Annotated in this window: 16 protein-coding genes; 7 read left to right on the top strand and 9 right to left on the bottom strand. The window is 53.7% G+C overall.

Going from position 1 to position 18,240, the window contains the following annotated elements; all coding sequences use genetic code 11:
* Positions 1 to 66: 66 nt before the first annotated feature.
* Positions 67 to 1,140: a LacI family DNA-binding transcriptional regulator gene (locus M8Q36_RS14500; protein WP_249881329.1), complete on the bottom strand. Its 1,074-nt coding sequence runs from the start codon at positions 1,138 to 1,140 to the stop codon at positions 67 to 69.
* A 268-nt stretch (positions 1,141 to 1,408) separates the two neighbouring features.
* Here M8Q36_RS14500 and M8Q36_RS14495 point away from each other — a divergent pair, with 268 nt between their 5' ends.
* Positions 1,409 to 2,677, top strand: coding sequence for a maltoporin (locus M8Q36_RS14495; RefSeq protein ID WP_249881328.1), 1,269 nt, complete (start codon positions 1,409 to 1,411; stop codon positions 2,675 to 2,677).
* A gap of 223 nt (positions 2,678 to 2,900) precedes the next feature.
* Here M8Q36_RS14495 and M8Q36_RS14490 read toward each other — a convergent pair whose 3' ends face one another.
* From M8Q36_RS14490 to M8Q36_RS14465, 6 genes are all read right to left on the bottom strand, one after another.
* Positions 2,901 to 3,218: a PTS sugar transporter subunit IIB gene (locus M8Q36_RS14490; protein WP_249881327.1), complete on the bottom strand. Its 318-nt coding sequence runs from the start codon at positions 3,216 to 3,218 to the stop codon at positions 2,901 to 2,903.
* A 66-nt stretch (positions 3,219 to 3,284) separates the two neighbouring features.
* Positions 3,285 to 5,342 carry a beta-galactosidase gene (locus tag M8Q36_RS14485; protein ID WP_249881326.1) on the bottom strand — a complete coding sequence of 686 codons (2,058 nt, stop codon included), beginning with the start codon at positions 5,340 to 5,342 and terminating at the stop codon, positions 3,285 to 3,287.
* Between the two features lie 30 nt (positions 5,343 to 5,372).
* Complete coding sequence (locus M8Q36_RS14480; RefSeq protein WP_249881325.1) at positions 5,373 to 6,572, bottom strand: glycoside hydrolase family 53 protein; 1,200 nt, start codon at positions 6,570 to 6,572, stop codon at positions 5,373 to 5,375.
* A 4-nt stretch (positions 6,573 to 6,576) separates the two neighbouring features.
* On the bottom strand, positions 6,577 to 7,428 hold the full coding sequence (locus tag M8Q36_RS14475; RefSeq protein ID WP_020454348.1) for a sugar ABC transporter permease: 852 nt from the start codon (positions 7,426 to 7,428) through the stop codon (positions 6,577 to 6,579).
* Between the two features lie 10 nt (positions 7,429 to 7,438).
* On the bottom strand, positions 7,439 to 8,746 hold the full coding sequence (locus M8Q36_RS14470) for a carbohydrate ABC transporter permease (RefSeq protein ID WP_017459830.1): 1,308 nt from the start codon (positions 8,744 to 8,746) through the stop codon (positions 7,439 to 7,441).
* A 56-nt stretch (positions 8,747 to 8,802) separates the two neighbouring features.
* The gene (locus M8Q36_RS14465; RefSeq protein WP_017459829.1) at positions 8,803 to 10,038 is read right to left on the bottom strand and encodes an extracellular solute-binding protein; all 1,236 of its coding nucleotides are present in this window, start codon (positions 10,036 to 10,038) and stop codon (positions 8,803 to 8,805) included.
* A gap of 353 nt (positions 10,039 to 10,391) precedes the next feature.
* Between M8Q36_RS14465 and M8Q36_RS14460 the strand changes: the two genes are divergently transcribed.
* The 4 genes from M8Q36_RS14460 (at position 10,392) to M8Q36_RS14445 (ending at position 13,616) form a co-directional block, all read left to right on the top strand.
* Positions 10,392 to 11,522 (top strand): ABC transporter ATP-binding protein, encoded by a 1,131-nt coding sequence (locus M8Q36_RS14460; protein WP_097407471.1) that lies wholly within the window; start codon positions 10,392 to 10,394, stop codon positions 11,520 to 11,522.
* Positions 11,523 to 11,630: 108 nt separating this feature from the next.
* The gene (locus M8Q36_RS14455; RefSeq protein ID WP_249882779.1) at positions 11,631 to 12,644 is read left to right on the top strand and encodes a zinc-binding alcohol dehydrogenase family protein; all 1,014 of its coding nucleotides are present in this window, start codon (positions 11,631 to 11,633) and stop codon (positions 12,642 to 12,644) included.
* 198 nt (positions 12,645 to 12,842) lie between these two features.
* Complete coding sequence (locus tag M8Q36_RS14450; RefSeq protein WP_200550425.1) at positions 12,843 to 13,178, top strand: RcnB family protein; 336 nt, start codon at positions 12,843 to 12,845, stop codon at positions 13,176 to 13,178.
* 12 nt (positions 13,179 to 13,190) lie between these two features.
* Positions 13,191 to 13,616 (top strand): GNAT family N-acetyltransferase, encoded by a 426-nt coding sequence (locus M8Q36_RS14445; RefSeq protein WP_249881324.1) that lies wholly within the window; start codon positions 13,191 to 13,193, stop codon positions 13,614 to 13,616.
* Positions 13,617 to 13,649: 33 nt separating this feature from the next.
* Here M8Q36_RS14445 and apbC read toward each other — a convergent pair whose 3' ends face one another.
* On the bottom strand, positions 13,650 to 14,759 hold the full coding sequence (gene apbC, locus M8Q36_RS14440; protein ID WP_017459824.1) for an iron-sulfur cluster carrier protein ApbC: 1,110 nt from the start codon (positions 14,757 to 14,759) through the stop codon (positions 13,650 to 13,652).
* A gap of 282 nt (positions 14,760 to 15,041) precedes the next feature.
* Here apbC and metG point away from each other — a divergent pair, with 282 nt between their 5' ends.
* Both metG and M8Q36_RS14430 read left to right on the top strand, forming a co-directional pair.
* Entirely contained in the window at positions 15,042 to 17,075 is a 2,034-nt protein-coding gene (gene metG, locus M8Q36_RS14435) for a methionine--tRNA ligase (RefSeq protein WP_249882778.1), read from the top strand.
* Between the two features lie 87 nt (positions 17,076 to 17,162).
* A complete protein-coding gene (locus tag M8Q36_RS14430) occupies positions 17,163 to 17,618 on the top strand; it encodes a YehR family lipoprotein (RefSeq protein WP_249881323.1) in 456 nt (151 codons plus the stop codon).
* An 84-nt stretch (positions 17,619 to 17,702) separates the two neighbouring features.
* Here the strand turns inward: M8Q36_RS14430 and M8Q36_RS14425 are convergent, their stop codons facing one another.
* Entirely contained in the window at positions 17,703 to 18,188 is a 486-nt protein-coding gene (locus tag M8Q36_RS14425) for a YehS family protein (RefSeq protein WP_045510781.1), read from the bottom strand.
* Between the last annotated feature and the right edge of the window lie 52 nt (positions 18,189 to 18,240).

Below are 18,240 nucleotides of genomic sequence, written 5' to 3'. Positions count from 1 at the left end.
AAAGTGAGCCGGCGCGGGGATGTCACCCGGCACAAGCGCCGGATGACAGGTGACATTAAAGCGTAATTATTTCCACAACTTGTGTGCAATGGATTGCAATTGCTGGGCGATCTCTTGCAGGTTGGTGTCCTGCGCCTGCAGTGCCCCTGTTGAGTGGCGCACAATAAGCCGTGCGGGCAGTACCGAAGAGCTGCGAGCGGCATCGCCGTGACCGCTGTCGAGCAGCCGCCGAACCGCTTCCTTACCCTGTAAATCGAGATCCAGCGAGACGGTGGTCAGCGCCGGGTAAAAGAATGAGCTTTCGTAGGTGTCATCATAACCGACGACCGATTTCTCACCGGGGATCGCCACCTGGTGCTGATGAAACGCGCTTAGCACGCCCAGCGCCATCTGGTCATTACCTACCAACACGGCGGTGAAGTTTGGCGTTTCGCGCAGCATCTGTAGCGCACCGGCATAACCACTTTGCGCGTCCCAGTTACCATGAAAAACCATCACCGGTTTCAGGCCATAGCCGTTTAGGGTTTCGATCCAGCTTTTCAGGCGCAGCTTCGCGGAGACAGAACTTTCCGGCCCGGCCAGTAAAGCAATCTCCCGGTGTCCCAAATCGTACAGGTGTTTGACGCTGGCACGGGTACCATCTGCCGGGTTAAACGAAACGTTAAACACCGAACTGTAAGGGTCAACATCGAGAAACAGGCAGACGACATCATCGTTGTCAGACGCGATGCGCTGCGCCTGTTCGGTCTCCAGCGGCACGTTGATGATCACTTTATCGACCAGCTGTGATTTCAGTTCATTGATCGCAGCCTGGATATCATGATTGACGTTCTCATCAATCATTGAGATCAGCACCTGGTAACCATCGAGGTTGGCATAGCGTTTTACCGCCGCCGCCACCTGCGATGGTGCGTGCAGGGCCAGCGAAGTGGTCACCAGTCCAATGGTCTGGCTCTGCTTGCCGACCAGCTGTTGGGCCAGCCTGTTGGGTACGTAGCGCAATAACTCTATGGATTTCTCAACCTTGAGACGCGTGGCTTCGGATACATTGGCAGATTTGTTGAGTACCCTGGACACGGTCTGATAGGAGACACCCGCATGGCGGGCAACGTCTTCTAACGTCGCACTTTTAGACTTCATGGTCCGGTTCCTTATGTTGTTATGCGCCGATTGTAACAGGGGCCATCTAAAAAAACGCTCACCACACTTTTCCTCGTCTCTTTTTCGCCAACTAAGTATCACGCTCACAATAGCGAACATTGTGAAGGAATTCGCTACCTGTAACAAAAAACGCTGATTTATTTGCACTTAATCACACATTCGTAATCGTTAGTTTGCCTGCTTTTACATTTAGGCATTTTATGACAGCGTTTATGTGAACGTAATACAAAACAATAAGAGGAATGATATGAACACTACGCTACGCACTCTCACACTTGCGTTAGCCGCTGCGCTGACTTCACCATCCATCCTGGCCGCCTCATCTTCTGTGCCTATCGACTTTCACGGTTACCTGCGCGGCGGCGTAGGCGTGTCGGGCGATGGCGGACAGGTGGAGTGGCAGAAAAACAAACTCGGCCGCCTCGGTAACGAATCCGACACCTACGGGGAAGTGGAACTGGGCTCGGAAGTGTATAAAAAAGACGAAGTGAGCTTTTACCTCGACACCATGGTCAGCATGGTTTCCGACGGCTCCAACGACAACGAAACCACCATTGGCGACGACGCCCAATTTGGTTTGCGCCAGTTAAACCTGCAAATCAAAGGGCTTATCCCTAACGATCCCAACGCGGTGATCTGGGGCGGTAAACGTTACTACCAGCGTCACGATCTGCACATTATCGATACTAAATACTGGAACATTTCCGGTTCCGGCGCAGGTGTTGAAAACTACACCTTAGGCCCGGGCGCAGTGTCCGTGGCGTGGATCCGTGGCGACGCCAACGATGTCGATTACCGCGTGGATAACGATAACGACGTCAACATCAACTATATCGACCTGCGTTACGCGGGCTGGAAACCGTGGTCAGGTGCGTGGACCGAGTTCGGCATCGACTACGCCATGCCAAACCCGACCAAAAAACAGAAACAGTATGGTGGCCTGTATGAAGCCGATGATGGCGTGATGGTAACCGGTGAAATCAGCCAGGATATGTTTGGCGGCTACAACAAGCTGGTGCTGCAATACGCCAACAAAGGACTGGCGCAGAACATGGTGTCGCAGGGCGGCGGCTGGTACGACATGTGGCATTACGTTAATGACGCCAGCGGCTATCGCGTGATTAACACCGGTCTGATTCCGATTACCGATAAGTTCTCGCTGAACCACGTGCTGACATACGGTTCGGCCAACGACATTACCGAATACACCGACAAAACGCGTCTGGTTTCGCTGGTTGGCCGCGCTCAGTATCAGCTCACCAATTATGTGCGCCTGATTGGTGAAGTCGGCGGTTTCTACCAGAAAGATGATTATAAAAACGGCACTCACTACAAACAGAGCGGCGAGAAATATACTTTTGCCGTCGGTCTGGCGGATGGCCCGGAATTTATGTCTCGTCCTGAGTTACGCCTTTTCGCTTCCTATTTAAATGATTCGGAAGACGGAAAATCATTTGAAGACGGAACGAAAAATAATACCTGGAACTTCGGTGTTCAGGTTGAAGCCTGGTGGTAATACGCTTCATCCTTCACGTTATCTCTTTGTTGGCTGATGCTGTTTACTCTGGCTTTTTATTTTAATAAGCCAATACCAGGAAACTATGTTGTCGCAAAAAGATAATGCACCACGTTGTATGTATTAACGAGTAACATCATTATTTACTTTATCTCCGCAAACTGAGCAAAGTTGCCACTGTTTTATTTCGGGATACCCATGCAGGTATCCCTTTTTTTATTTATTAGCGAGATGAGAAATGTTCATCAAGTAATTTACGCAGCGCGTCAGATTGTTTACCGAAAATAGCGTGGACTTCTTGGCCAAGAATAATTACACCCAACGCCCCTTCATTTTGCAGTGCCTGAGAGTCGACAACAGCCAGATCGTTTACCGTCACGCGTAAACGGGTTAAGCAGGCATCCACATGCGCAATATTCGGCGCGCCGCCAAAGGCTTGCGCCAGTCGCTGGATTTTCTGTAACTCCCCCTCGCTAATCGGCGTTGTTGCCGCATTTTTCGCTTCAGAGAAGTAGTGCAGGAAGGATTTAAGGCTCACCATAATAGTCTCCTGATAATCAGCAGATAAAAAAACGCCTGCCCGAATGGGCAGGCGCGGAAGGTTCACTTACGCTTTACGGCTTACAACCCGGCAATCCCAGGGAGCGAGCGGCATCGCGCCGCTGACCGACGAACCGGATAAACAATCCTGACAACCGTCAGGCAGCGTTATTACCTGCTGCTGGGCGCTAAAGTTCTGGATAAAGACAAAGGTGCTTTCGCCATCGGTACGCGCCGTGGCAATGACGCCCGGCGGCAAATCGTGTTGTAACGCGCGCGGCAACTTCAACTCCTCAATAATGTTGGCGAAGAAATCACGCTGGAAGGCGAGATCGTTGCGTGATGCGACGTGCCAGGCCTTGCCTTTGCCGACATGATTGACCGTCACGGCGGGTCGACCGGCGTAGAAATCATCCCGGTAGGTTGCCAGCGCCTGCGCGCTCTCGGTATGGATCAACTCACACAGATGGCGCACCTGATACGGCCCCTGTAACCCGGCTTCATTCCCCGCCAGTCCCTGCACCAGATTGCGCTCGTTATCGTCCAGGCAATCAATCTCTTCTGCCCAGATACCCAGCAATTTGCGCAGCGGACCCGGGAAACCGCCGAGATAACAGAGATCGCTTTCATTGACCACGCCAGTCCAGTAGGAGGTCACCAGATGACCGCCCGCCGCGACAAACGCCTCTGCGCGTTCGGCAAAACCGTTGCGCACCATATACAGTATCGGCGCAATCACCAGTTGATAACGGCTGAGATCGGCATCGGCATTGATCACATCAACAGCAATGCCTTTTTCCCAGAACGGTCGATAGTGCTCGTTAACCGTTTTTTCATACTCCAGCCCTTTATTGCGCGGGCCTTCGGCGTCATCCAGCGCCCAGCGGTTTTGCTGATCGAAGATAATCGCCACACGGGCATCGGTACGGCACCCCATTACCGGGGTGAGTTTGCTGAGCATGTCGCCCAGCGCGCAGACTTCACGACCCACGCGCGTATCCAGATGTCCGACGTGATCGATAACCGCACCGTGGAACTTCTCGACTGAACCACGGCTTTTACGCCACTGGAAGTACTGCACCGAATCGGCGCCGTGCGCCACCGCCTGCAGTGACGAGAGAATGTGCATTCCCGGTTTTTTCAGCTTGCTGGTCGGCTGCCAGTTGGTGACGCTCGGCGTCGACTCCATCAGCACAAAGGGTTTGCCGCCTTTCAGCGTGCGCATCATGTCGTGATACATGGCGGTGTAGCAGGCCAGCGTCGTTTCGTCTTTATCCCGGTGCCACATCGGGTAGCTGTCCCAGGAGATAAAATCAATTGCTTCAGCCAGTTGCCAGTAGTCGTAATCGTAGAAATACTCCATAAAGTTGGTGGTCACCGGCAGCGCCGCGTTGGTGGCCTTCAGCGGGGCCACTTCATGGCGGCAAAAGTCGGTTACCTGCGCGGTGTTAAAACGCCGCCAGTCGAGGTTCAGCCCGTGAATGGAGACTTCCCCCTGCGGCGATGGCGACTGGATCTGCGACCAGTCACTGTAGGTGTGGCTCCAGAAGTCGCTCCACCAGGCGTGGTTAAGATTTTCCAGCGTCTGATAACGTGCTTTCAGCCAGCCGCGGAATTTCTCCTGACATAAATCGCAGTGGCATTCTCCACCGTATTCATTGGAAATATGCCAGCCCAGCACTGCGGGATGGTTTGCATAACGCTCTGCCAGCAGCGTATTAATTTTCAGCGTCTTTTCCCGGTACACCGGCGAGGTCATGCAGTGGTTGTGCCGCCCGCCGTGCAGCGCCGGAACGCGATCGCGCCCGACCCGCAACACCTCCGGGTATTTTTGTGACATCCACGCCGGACGCGCGCCGCTTGGCGTGGCGAGAAAAATATGGATACCGGCGGCATATAATTTATCGATGACCTCATCCAGCCAGGCGAAATTAAATACCCCTTCCTGCGGTTCGAGTTTCGACCAGCTGAATATGCCGACGGACATCACATTGCATTTTGCCTGCTCCATCATGGCAATGTCTTTATCAATAATATCGGGATAGTTTTCCCACTGTTCCGGGTTATAGTCCGCGCCATGCAATAGCGAGACGACCTTCGGGCTTAAAGGCGCAAATTTATTCATAATGAATTCCTGAAATTTACCACACCAAAATTAATTAAAGACTTTTACCGATGGCAGCACTTTCCCATGGCAATCAAATAACGCCTGGTTTTCTCGGGCATTTCCCTCTTTCCACTGGTCGTTGATATATTTCATGCCCGCTTGTGTGGCCCAGGTATTTCCGGGAACGGCAATCCAGGTTGGCTCCCAATAAAAAATACCTTTACCGCGATGGCCCTGAACATTGATTACCGACTGCATTAAATCGTGAATATAGTCATATTGCCCCTGCACAGTGCCGGGGTAGCCGCCCTCTTTTTCCTCTTTCGCCTGGAAGCTGTTTTCCGCGTTATCACAGTTCGCCAGCGTATAGCCGTAGGCCGCTTCCACCACAATCACATCTTTGTTGTAGCGCTTGCTGATGTCGTCCATATTGGCCTGCAACGCGCTGATTGGCCCGTTCCAGTAGGTGTACATCGAGAGGCCAATGACATCGAACGGCACGTTGCGTTTGGTGATTTCATCAAACCACCAGCGGAAGGTATCGTTCTTGGTGCCTTCCGCCAGATGCAGCATGATTTTTACCTGTTCGCCGTTCTTCAGGTTCTCTTTCAGGCCGTCGATAGCGGAATTCAGCAAGCCCGCCAGCCGGTCAAACTCACCGCCGCCCTGCCCCCAGCTTTTGCCTTCCGGCCACAACATGCCGCCGTTGATCTCATTGCCGATTTGCACCATATCCGGCAGCACGCCTTCTTGCTTAAAGCGGGCGATGGTGTCGCGGGTGTAGTCATGGATTGCCGTTTTCAGCTGCGGGTAATCCATCTTCTCCCAGGCTTTCGGTTTGTATTGCTTGCCCGGATCGGTCCAGAAATCGCTGTAGTGGAAATCGAGCAGCAGTTTCATACCCTGCGCTTTGGCCCGTTTCGCCAGCGCCAGCGTGCTGGCTAAATCATTATTGCCGCCGCCGTACGCCTGCCCTTGCGCATCTTTCGGGTCCACCCACAAACGCAAGCGTACATAGTTGACGCCGTTGGCTTTCAGAATGGCGATCGCATCCTGCGGCTGGTTACTTTCGTTATAAAACGTCGCCCCGTGTTTCTCGGCGTCGAGCAGCGTTGAAATATCCGCGCCTTTGATGAAATCGGCGGGCATGCCGCTAAAAGGGCGCGTCTTTAACGCGTCGGCGGCAAAGGTGCTGGCGGACAAACTACCAAGACAGACAGCAAGCAGAGCGGGTGCAAATCTTTTCATGTGGTTATCCTTTGGTGCTGCCGGAGGTCAGGCCGGAGACGAAGTATTTTTGCAGTGCCAGATAAAGAATGGCCACCGGAACGGCGATCAAGACCGCGCCCGCCGCGTAGGTGGTGTAACTGGCGCCCATTTTTTGCGCTACCAGGTTGTAAAGCCCAATCGGCAGCGTGTATTTGTCCGGGGTGCGCAGAATAGTGCTGGAGAGAATGAAATCCCCCAGCGGCCCGGTGAAAGAGAACAGTGCCACCACGGCCACAATGGGTTTCGACAGCGGCATGATGATCTCAATAAAAATGCGGAAGTTACTCGCGCCGTCCATACGTGCGGACTCATCCAGGTCACGCGGAATAGCATCGAGATAGCCTTTCATCAGATAGGTGTTCATCGGGATCATCCCGGCGACATAAATCAGTACCAGCGCCATATGGCTGTTGATTAAGCCCAACAGTTGCGACAGCACGAAAATGGCGATCAGCGCCGAAAACTGCGGGATCATCTGCAACAGCAAAAACAGCATCAGCCCGTTCTGCCGCCCTTTAAAACGAAAGCGGGAAAAGGCATAGGCGGTGAAACTGACACTGATTAAGGTCAGCACCATCGTCAGCAGGCTGATCTTCATTGAGTTCCAGTACCAGGTCAGATAGTTGACCTGGCCGTTAAACAGATCGGCGTAGTGCTGAAACGAGAGGTTTTCCGGGATTATCGAGGTGCTGAGCAGGCTGTTACCAGCGTTCAGCGACGCGCCAATCGTCCACACCAGCGGATAGATAATCATCAGCGATACCAGCGCGATAACCAGCCAGGAGAGCGTCAGGCGGATCCACTTTTCGCGGCGGATACTTTGTGATTGAGCCATTTTTCTTCCCTTATGCCATGTCGTCGTTTTTAAAGGATTTGGTCGCGCGGAACTGCCACAGCGCCAGGCCGACGACAAAAATCGACAGCAAAATGGTGATGGTCGCCGCAATCGCGTACTGCGAGGAGGACATCGTCAGCTTGTAAATCCACGACACCAGGATATCCGTCCCACCCGCGTTCGCCCCTGCGACTGCCGGGCCGCCGTTGTTAAACAGATAGATGATGTTGAAGTTGTTAAAGTTGAAGGTGTACTGGGTGATGATGATCGGCGCAATCGAGTACAGCACCAGCGGCAGCGTAATGGTGCGCAGCCGCGTCCAGGTGCCCGCGCCATCCATTTTCGCCGCTTCGTATAAATCGTCCGGGATAGCCTGCAACACGCCGGTGGTCATGGCGAAAACAAACGGGAAACCGAGCCAGGTTTGCATCATGATCAGCGCCGTTTTAGTCCAGAACGGATCCGTTAGCCACGCTTTCGGTGCAATGCCGAAGAACGCAAGAATGGCATTGTTAATCACGCCGAACGAATCGTTAAACATCCCGGCGAACACCAGAATGGTGACAAATCCCGGCACCGCCCACGGCAGGATAAAAATGGTGCGTACCAGCGGCTTAAAGCGCAGATCTTTCTGGTTCACCAGAATCGCCAGCAGTACGCCAACGGAACACTGCAACGTGGTGGCCAGCAACGTCCATACCACCGTCCATTGCAGCACATCAAAGAAGGTTGAACGCCAGATCGACAAGGTAAAGATGTTTACGAAGTTCTTTAACCCTACCCAGTCCACCAGCTTGGCCGGCGGCGTGTGGTAAAGGTTGTAGTTAGTGAAGGCGATGGCGAAACCGAAGAGGATCGGGAAAATCACCACAAACACCAGCAGAATAAAGCCTGGCGTGATCATCAGATACGGGAAACCGTCGCTGAGTAACATCTGGTACTGTTTGCGCACGCTGTTGAGCGGTTTTCCTGCGTCGCGTTTTTTACCGTTTACCCACGCATCGCGCAGCGAGAGGTAATAGACCATCACGCCAAAGGCGATGATGAGTACGCTGATGATCCCTTCCGCCAGTAAGAAAATGGAGTTATCACGCGGGACTTCTTCGCCAAGGGTGTATAACCCCCACAATCCTTCACGCAGAAAATCGTAAAAAATGCCCATAAAGCTGCTAAGCAGCACCAGGAAGATAAGGCCCTTGAACCACTGGCGGTGATAAAACTGACCAAAACCCGGCACAACGGCCAGCAGCAGCCCGCACCACGCATGCCGCCCTGCGCCACGCGTTTTGGCAAAATTTTCGCTGGGACTGATAATCACGTACGACTCCTTTTCAACAACGGGAGGTGTCCCTCCCGTTTCGCAACAACACGCGGTTACTGGTTACTGGCCTGCATCGCTTCAACTTGCATATGGATCTGTTTGGTGGCCGCATCGAGCGCCGCCTGCGGTTCCTGTTTGCCGGTCAGGCTCAGCTCCAGCGCGGCGTTCGCCGGGCCCCACACTTCGCCCATCTCCGGAATGCCCGGCATTGCCGTCGCGCGCGCCGCCTGAACCGCCACAGCGCTGGCTTTTTCGTCGTTTTTGATAACCGGATCGTCAATCATCGCTTTCTGCGCCGGGATTTCACGGGTGGCGATATAGCGCGTTTTCACGTACTGCGGCTGGTTGATAAATTCGATGAATTGCTGAGCGAGCTTTTTGTCTTTGCTCCAGGTTGAAACGACATAGCCTTTCACACCGAGGAACGAGCTCATCGGCTTGCCGTCTGGTAAGTTCGGCAGCGGCGCGACGCCGTAATTGATACCCGCCGCTTCATACGGCTGGAACGCCCATGGGCCGTTAATCACCGCTGCGGCTTTTTTCTCGGTAAACAGCGAATCGATGGCGTTCAGACCGTTATCGCCGAGGATGCCAGAGGGGAACACGCCTTCGGCGTAGAATTTTTTCAGGAAAGTGACGGCTTCCACCGCGCCCGGTTTATTGAGGCCAATATCCTGCGGGTTGAAACCGCCTTTATCGTTTTTACCAAACAGGTAGCCGCCTTCCGGCCCGATAGCACCCCAGCTGTAATAAATCTGGTCAAACTTGGCCAGCAGCCCGTATTTGTCCTGTGCGCGCTGTTTTTTCGAATAGTCGAGCCACTCCGGAAGGCTTTGCAGCGGCTTATCAATCAGTTCCTTGTTATAGATAAGCACGAGGGTTTCCACCGCTTTCGGCACACCATACAGCGTGTTATCCAGACGAAAGGCGTTGATTGACGCAGGCGTAAAGGCGTCAACTTTTTCTTTATCCAGATTCAGGGGGGTCAGCAACCCTTGCACCACCGCGCCACCCAGTTGATCATTGGGAATGACCAGCACATCCGGGCCAATGCCGGCCGGGCCATCGAGGCGTAATTTCTCCAACTGCTGCGCGTAGGGCATCTCCTGCACATTAACTTTGACGTCGTACTTTTGTTCGAAATCTTTTACGGCGTCCTGAATGCCGACCGACTTTTTGATGTCTTCCCAGACATTAAGCTGCTGAGTGGCGGCGTGCGCCGACAGGCTAACCGTCTGGCCAACGGCGAGTGCAGAGAGGATCAGTGCAGTAAGTGTGTTCTTTTTCATTATCAACCTCATGTCAAGGTATAACAATTTTGTGGTTTTTATGGCGCAGCATCAGGATGCCTTTTAAACAAACCACCTGATATTGCAGGGTTTAAGACGTATTCACCCGCCTTATTGAATTTGTTATACGCTACGCTTTAACAATTAATAAAACGAGCATAAACGGTGAGTTATGTGACCGGCATTACAGAAATGAAAATTCGATATAGGGCGCAAAAACACTGGAAGTTATAGTCATAGCAAGACTTTTCGCCGTTACGCAGCGACGCCAGATGATTGTTATACGTAATACAAAAAACACTCAGCGCACGGCATAAACGGTAAATAACGGCTACTACATTCGGGGAACGTTGATGTCCAATATACGACTGAGGAATGTCACCAAACGGTTTGGCGACACGGTGACGCTGAACAATGTCAATTTGTCGATTGATGATGGCGAATTCGCGGTATTTGTCGGCCCTTCCGGCTGCGGTAAATCCACCATGCTGCGCATGATTGCCGGTCTGGAAGAGGTCAGCGAAGGCGAAGTGTTGATTGGCGACGAAGTGATGAATGATGTCGCGCCGGCGCATCGCGGCGTGTCGATGGTGTTCCAGTCTTACGCGCTCTATCCCCATATGACCGTGGCGGAAAATATGGGCTACGGGCTGAAAGTGAACAAAGTGCCGAAAGAGGAGATCCGCCGCCAGGTGGAGATGGTGGCGAAAACCCTGCAACTGAGCCACCTGCTGGACCGAAAACCGAAACAGCTCTCCGGCGGTCAGCGCCAGCGCGTCGCCATTGGCCGCGCGATTGTGCGTAATCCGCGTGTGTTTATGTTCGACGAGCCGCTCTCCAACCTCGATGCTGAACTGCGCGTCGAGATGCGCCTGCACATTGCGCGCCTGCACCAGGAGCTGAAAACCACCATGGTGTATGTCACGCACGATCAGGTGGAAGCAATGACGCTGGCGGATAAAATCGTGGTGATGAACTACGGCAATGTCGAGCAGATGGGCTCGCCGATGTCGCTCTACTACAATCCGAAAAACAAGTTTGTCGCCGGGTTTATCGGCTCGCCGAAGATGAATTTCCTGCCCGCCACGGTTAACGCCTGGCAACCCGGCGAAGTGACTATCACGCTGGCACAGGGGCATCAATTAACGCTCGGTATCGACACCTCGCGCCTGGAGCCTGGCGCTTCGATTACGCTCGGCATTCGCCCGGAACATCTCTCCACGGATGTCACGCGCGGCACGCCGCTGGAATTTCAGTGCGAAGTGGTAGAACGGCTGGGTAATAACACCTACCTGTTTGGTCAGTGTTACGGCCATGACAACATAAAAATTCTGTTGCCGGGGGATGTCCATTTCCGCCCGTGGCAGAAAATAACCCTCGCCTTTGATAGCCGTCACTGCATGATTTTCGACGATCGGGATCTGCGCGTCAGCGCCGATATTCCGGTGCCAAACCCGGACTCCCCGGACGGCCCGATCAATTGATTTTCACTTATCGAGGATAAGTGCTGCTCCGTTTTGCGTGTTTTTCATCAGATAGGCTTTGACTACCCTTATCTGCATCGACACCAAAAACGCATTAACGGAGCCATGATGAAAGCTATCGCTATTACCCGCGCCGCGCAGAACGGCAGCAATCTGGATTTTCTTACCGACATTGAACTGCCGCAACCGACCGTCAGCGGCCACGACTTGCTGGTGGAAGTGCAAGCCGTTTCCGTCAACCCGGTGGATACCAAAGTACGTGCCGGTTTCAACGCCGATGCGCCGCGCGTACTGGGTTGGGATGCCGTTGGCGTGGTGACTGCCGTGGGGGAAGCGGTGACGCTGTTCCAGCCGGGCGATGAAGTGTGGTATGCCGGTGCGTTGACCCGCCCCGGCAGCAACAGCGAATTCCAGTTGGTGGACGAACGCATCGCGGCGCGCAAACCGAAAACGCTGGATAACGCTGCCGCCGCCGCACTGCCCCTAACCGCCATTACCGCCTGGGAGTTATTGTTCGACCGTCTTGGCATCAAAGAGGGCGGCAACGAAAATGATGTGCTGCTGATTGTTGGCGCAGCGGGCGGCGTAGGCTCGATCATGACGCAACTGGCACGTAAGTTAACGCGCTTAACGGTGATTGGTACGGCATCCCGCCCCGCCAGCCAGCAGTGGGTAAAAGAACTGGGCGCGCACTATGTGATTGACCACAGCAAACCGCTGACCGAAGAGCTGGCGCGCATTGGCGTCAAACAGGTTTCACATGTCGCCAGCCTCAATAACACCGAGGAGCATTATCAGCAGCTGATTAACGCCCTTAAACCTCAGGGTAAACTGGCGCTGATTGATGATCCGCAAAGCCTGGACGCGCTGCCGCTGAAGGTGAAAAGCATTTCGCTGCACTGGGAATTTATGTTTACCCGCTCCATGTTCACCACCGACGATATGATTGCCCAGCACCAGTTGCTTTCACGCGTGGCGCAGTTGATCGATGAAGGCGTGCTCAGAACCACGCTTGGCGAGCACTTTGGCACCATCAATGCCGCGAACCTGCGCAAAGCCCATGCGCTGCTGGAAAGCCAGCGGGCAGTCGGGAAAATCGTACTGGAAGGGTTTGCTGACTGACGATTAGCCAGGATTATTCTTAAAGGTTACAAGCGGATAGCGAAAATCGCTGTCCGCTTTTCCTGCTCTGCCCTGGGTTTGCTTACACTTTTTACCAAAGCGTTATTTTTTGGTGGTTGCTCCGCTGTCAGTTAACGGCAATGATGGCGTGCTATTTATGCAACCGCGTGAAATGTATAAGAACAACCTGGAGAGAGTATGAGTAAAACAAAAATGATGCTTCTGGGCGCGCTGTTGGCAACCGCCTCGACGGCCTTTGCCGCACCGCAAACCGCTACACCAGGCGCTACCGGGCCGCAATCTTACGAAATTAACGAATTTGTCGCTGACTTTACGAAATTCACCATTGGCGATACCGTACCGGCGATGTACCGCAGCGAAGAGTACAACATTAAACAGTGGCAATTGCGCAACCTGCCAGCCCCCGAAGCCGGTAGCCACTGGACCTACATGGGCGGCAACTATGTGCTTATCACCGATGCCGAAGGCAAAATCCTCAAAGCCTATAACGGCGACATCTTTTACCATCGCTAAACCAGGAGCTGAATGATTATTCGCCGCTGGCAGGAAAGTGACAGACCGTTTTTACGCACCCTTTTTTTACACGCCCGCAAAGCGAGCTGGCACTGGCTTGATGGCAGCGACTGGCGGCTGGAAGATTTTGACGCCGCCACGCTCGATGAAACCATCTGGGTCGCCGAAGAAGAGGGTCACCGGCTGGGGTTCGCCTCGGTGTACGAAAACGACAATTTCCTGCACAACCTGTTTGTCGACCCGGCCTTTCAGGGCAAAGGCGTCGGCAGCGCTCTGCTCAAACATGCGCAATCCACCTTTACCGGCACTGGCGCACTGAAATGCCTGCTGCATAACAAAGCCGCACTGGCGTTTTATCAGCACCATGGCTGGCATATCGAAGCACAGGGCGTTTCGCCGGAAGGGGATTACGTGCTGATGCACTATCTGAAGAAGTAAAAAACCTCTCCCGAACGGGAGAGGTTGACTGAGTTACACCGCGCGAAACGCGATATCGCCAGGAATGACTTCGCCCTGCCAGTAAAGCTGTGCGGCTACGCGCCCGGCAAGTTGACGGTAGATAGCGGTAAATTCGCTGTCCGGGCGGCTCACCACGGTCGGCGTGCCTTTATCCAGATCCTCACGCAGCGAAATGTGCAGCGGCATCTGCCCCAACAACTCGGTGTGATACTGCTCGGCCAGTTTTTCCGCACCACCGGTGCCAAAAATCGGTTCGTGATGACCGCAGTTGCTGCAAATGTGCATGCTCATGTTTTCAACAATACCGAGCACCGGCACTTCCACTTTCTCGAACATGACGATGCCTTTTTTGGCGTCGATCAGCGCGATATCCTGCGGCGTTGTCACCACCAGCGCGCCGGTCACCGGAATGTTTTGCGCCAGCGTCAGCTGAATATCACCGGTGCCTGGCGGCATATCCAGCACCAGGTAATCAAGATCCGGCCACATGGACTCCTGCAACAGTTGCAGCAGCGCTTTGCTGGCCATCGGGCCGCGCCACACCATGGCGTTATCATCGGTAACCAGGTAGCCAATCGAGTTGGTCGCCAGACCATGGGCGATAATCGGCGCCATATGCGTGCCGTCCGGCGAGGTCGGACGCTCGTGCTCCGCACCGAGCATGACCGGGATCGACGGGCCATAAATATCGGCGTCGAGAATACCGACTTTCGCCCCTTCCGCCGCCAGCGCCAGCGCCAGGTTTACCGCCGTGGAGGATTTCCCTACCCCGCCCTTGCCGGAACTGACGGCAATGATGTTTTTCACACCGTTGACGCCCGGCTGGTTCTTCACACGTTTTAAGGTGGCGATGTTGTGCGACAGCTTCCAGTCGATGGCACGCGCGCCGGTCAGCCGCAGCAATTCGGCGCTGCACTGCGCTTTTAACTCTTCAAACGCGCTGCGCCAGACGAACGGCATCAGCAGTTCTACGTGCAGGGTGTCATCCAGCCATGCGACATGGTGTACCGCTTTTAAAGCAGTGAGATTGTGCTTCAGGGTTGGGTGCTGAAAATCGGCCAGCGTCCCGGTGACAATCGCGCGTAACGCTTCCGGGGATTTGGCCTGGGATTGCGAACTCATCCCGACTCCTTTGTAGTTGTTCTGAAAACGACATTGTAGCCAGCAAGTTTACCCCACGGGCAACAATTATTCATTTACGGATAAATGCCGTTAACGCATGGGTTAATTATTACTCATCTATTCATATATGGATTGAAACGTTCTTAAAACCCTTAGTACTGGGGAGCAATCTTTACCCAAAAATCCCTGTCTGAATTAAAACGTCCGCAGATCGCGTAGCGCGCTAATTCCCCTTTTGGTACTATCGATACCCCTTTTTCTCAAGAAGATGTAATGCCTACTATGACTCAAGTCGCGAAGAAAATTCTGGTAACGTGCGCACTGCCGTACGCCAACGGCTCCATCCACCTCGGCCATATGCTGGAGCACATCCAGGCTGATGTCTGGGTCCGTTACCAGCGAATGCGCGGCCACGAGGTCAACTTCATCTGCGCCGACGATGCCCACGGCACGCCGATCATGCTGAAAGCGCAGCAACTGGGGATCACCCCGGAGCAGATGATTGCCGACATGAGTCAGGAGCATCAGACCGACTTTGCTGGCTTTAACATCAGCTACGACAACTACCACTCGACGCACAGCGACGAGAACCGCGAGCTGTCGGAGCTTATCTATACCCGCCTGAAAGAGAACGGTTTTATTAAAAATCGCACCATCTCTCAGCTCTACGACCCGGAAAAAGGCATGTTCCTGCCGGATCGTTTTGTGAAAGGCACTTGCCCGAAATGTAAATCACCGGATCAGTACGGCGATAACTGCGAAGTGTGCGGCGCGACCTACAGCCCGACCGAGCTGATTGAGCCGAAGTCGGTGGTTTCCGGCGCGACGCCGGTCATGCGTGATTCCGAGCACTTCTTCTTCGATCTGCCGTCATTTAGCGAAATGTTGCAGGCGTGGACGCGCAGCGGCGCGTTGCAGGAGCAGGTGGCGAACAAAATGCAGGAGTGGTTCGAATCCGGCTTACAGCAGTGGGATATCTCCCGTGATGCGCCTTACTTCGGTTTCGAAATTCCAGGCGCGCCGGGCAAATATTTCTACGTCTGGCTGGATGCGCCGATTGGCTACATGGGGTCGTTCAAAAACCTGTGCGACAAGCGCGGCGATACCACCAGCTTTGATGCGTACTGGCAGAAAGATTCCGACGCCGATCTGTATCACTTCATCGGTAAAGATATCGTCTATTTCCACAGCCTGTTCTGGCCCGCAATGCTCGAAGGTAGCGGTTTCCGTAAGCCGACCAACCTGTTCGTCCACGGCTATGTGACGGTGAACGGCGCGAAGATGTCCAAATCGCGCGGGACGTTTATCAAAGCCAGCACCTGGCTGAACCATTTCGACGCCGACAGCCTGCGCTATTACTACGCGGCGAAACTCTCTTCGCGCATTGATGATATCGATCTCAACCTCGAAGATTTCATCCAGCGCGTGAATGCCGACATCGTCAACAAAGTGGTTAACCTCGCCTCGCGTAATGCCGGTTTTATCAATAAGCGTTTCGACGGCGTGCTGGCGGCAGAGCTTGCGGATCCTGCGCTGTACAAAACCTTTACCGACGCGGCAGCGACCATCAGCGAAGCGTGGGAGAGTCGTGAGTTCGGCAAAGCGGTACGCGAAATTATGGCGCTGGCCGATGTGGCGAACCGTTACGTTGACGAACAAGCACCATGGGTGGTGGCAAAACAGGAAGGCCGCGACGCCGATCTGCAGGCCATTTGCACCATGGGGCTGAACATGTTCCGCGTGCTGATGACGTGGCTGAAACCGGTTCTGCCGTCGCTGGCGGAGCGCGCCGAAGCGTTCCTCAACACTACGCTTGAGTGGGATGCCATCAACCAGCCGCTGCTCGGCCACAAAGTTAACGCCTTCAAAGCGTTGTATAACCGTATCGAAATGAAACAGGTGGAAGCACTGGTGGAAGCGTCAAAAGAGGAAGTGAAAGCGGCTGCCGCACCGGTCACCGGCGAACTGGCGGATAACCCGATTCAGGAAACCATCAGCTTTGACGATTTCGCGAAAGTCGATCTGCGCGTGGCGCTGATTGAAAACGCCGAATTCGTCGAAGGTTCCGACAAGCTGCTGCGCCTGACGCTGGATCTGGATGGCGAAAAACGCAATGTCTTCTCCGGCATCCGTTCCGCGTACCCGGATCCGAGCGCGCTGATTGGTCGCCTGACGGTGATGGTCGCCAACCTCGCGCCGCGCAAAATGCGTTTTGGTATCTCCGAAGGGATGGTGATGGCCGCCGGCCCTGGCGGGAAAGATATCTTCCTGTTAAGCCCGGATAGCGGCGCAAAAGCAGGTCAGCAAGTGAAGTAAAAAAATAAGGCGCTGAATTCAGCGCCTTTTTCTATACTCAATTTTGCATTACCAAACATTACTTCACATGGAAAACAGGGGATTATCGTGAAATTCAGTAAACTCATCGCCGCACTCTTTTCTGTCGCTTTACTCATTGGTCTGACCGGCTGTGGGGAAAAAGAGCAAAGCAAAACCTTTACCTTTGCTCAGGCGGGCACGGAAGTGACGTTGACCTATTACTACAAAGGTGACGAAGTTGAGCGTCAAACCGCCAAAAACAAAATTGAGTACGCCTCTATCGGTGCGAAAACCAAAGAAGATGCCATGAAAGTGCTGGATCCGATCAGCAAAAAATACCAGAGCATTAAAGGGATCAAAGAGAGCGTCGATTATCAGGAAACCTACGCGCAAGAGACGCTGGATGTGGATTACAACGAGGTCGATTTTGCTGCGCTGAACAACCTGCAGGGTTCCGAGTTTACCGGCACGGTCAATGGCAAAATCAGCATGAAGAAATCAGAAGAGCTGCTGAAATCTCGCGGCTTTAAAGAAGTGCAGTAAGTCCTGTTCTCCTTCAAGCTGCGCGTTGTTGGCGATGCCCGCCTGGCGCTAAACCACCCGCGACGCAGCCTGAAGGATTATCGATTATTCCGCGTCGGTTTTACCCTTCGGTTTTTGCTCGCGTACCGCCAGCCCACGTAAAAAATAACGCATCACCTGATCGCCGCATTCGCGGAAGTTCTTATGATCTGGCGCACGCATCATGGCAGTGATTTCCGGCATCGAGATGCGGAACTGCTGGGCGGTCAGAATAGCCAGAATATCGTCAGTCTTTAACGAAAAGGCGATGCGCAGCTTTTTCAGCACGATGTTGTTATTCAGCTTGCGTTCAGCCACCAGCGGCGGCGCGGTTTCATCTTTGCCGCGCTTTTCATAAATAAGACCGTTCAGAAACGCGGACAACACAATATCCGGGCACGGCTTATAACCTTCCTCGTCTTCTTTGCGCAGCCAGGGCGCCAGCTGTTCAACGGTCACTGCCGTGTCTGCCAGTGCCAGAATGCGCACCAGCGCGGTGTTATCAGCTTGCAGGGTGTAACGCACGCTGCGCAGGATATCGTTATTAAGCATATTTGTTTCCGGAAATGATGAACCAGCGCGCAGTGTAGGCATCGCACAGGAA

It is taken from the genome of Kosakonia sp. R1.Fl, assembly GCF_023516815.1.
GTDB lineage: Bacteria > Pseudomonadota > Gammaproteobacteria > Enterobacterales > Enterobacteriaceae > Kosakonia.
This window is presented reverse-complemented; position numbering and strand designations above follow the sequence as displayed.

Bases quoted from the DNA above. Each gene is read 5' to 3' on its own strand.
- M8Q36_RS14460 (WP_097407471.1), top strand. From the start codon at position 10,392: ATGTCCAATATACGACTGAGGAATGTCACCAAACGGTTTGGCGACACG.
- M8Q36_RS14455 (WP_249882779.1), top strand. From the start codon at position 11,631: ATGAAAGCTATCGCTATTACCCGCGCCGCGCAGAACGGCAGCAATCTG.
- M8Q36_RS14445 (WP_249881324.1), top strand. From the start codon at position 13,191: ATGATTATTCGCCGCTGGCAGGAAAGTGACAGACCGTTTTTACGCACC.
- metG (WP_249882778.1), top strand. From the start codon at position 15,042: ATGACTCAAGTCGCGAAGAAAATTCTGGTAACGTGCGCACTGCCGTAC.
- M8Q36_RS14425 (WP_045510781.1), bottom strand. From the start codon at position 18,188: ATGCTTAATAACGATATCCTGCGCAGCGTGCGTTACACCCTGCAAGCT.
- apbC (WP_017459824.1), bottom strand. From the start codon at position 14,759: ATGAGTTCGCAATCCCAGGCCAAATCCCCGGAAGCGTTACGCGCGATT.
- M8Q36_RS14450 (WP_200550425.1), top strand. From the start codon at position 12,843: ATGAGTAAAACAAAAATGATGCTTCTGGGCGCGCTGTTGGCAACCGCC.
- M8Q36_RS14495 (WP_249881328.1), top strand. From the start codon at position 1,409: ATGAACACTACGCTACGCACTCTCACACTTGCGTTAGCCGCTGCGCTG.
- M8Q36_RS14490 (WP_249881327.1), bottom strand. From the start codon at position 3,218: ATGGTGAGCCTTAAATCCTTCCTGCACTACTTCTCTGAAGCGAAAAAT.
- M8Q36_RS14465 (WP_017459829.1), bottom strand. From the start codon at position 10,038: ATGAAAAAGAACACACTTACTGCACTGATCCTCTCTGCACTCGCCGTT.
- M8Q36_RS14475 (WP_020454348.1), bottom strand. From the start codon at position 7,428: ATGGCTCAATCACAAAGTATCCGCCGCGAAAAGTGGATCCGCCTGACG.
- M8Q36_RS14480 (WP_249881325.1), bottom strand. From the start codon at position 6,572: ATGAAAAGATTTGCACCCGCTCTGCTTGCTGTCTGTCTTGGTAGTTTG.
- M8Q36_RS14485 (WP_249881326.1), bottom strand. From the start codon at position 5,342: ATGAATAAATTTGCGCCTTTAAGCCCGAAGGTCGTCTCGCTATTGCAT.
- M8Q36_RS14500 (WP_249881329.1), bottom strand. From the start codon at position 1,140: ATGAAGTCTAAAAGTGCGACGTTAGAAGACGTTGCCCGCCATGCGGGT.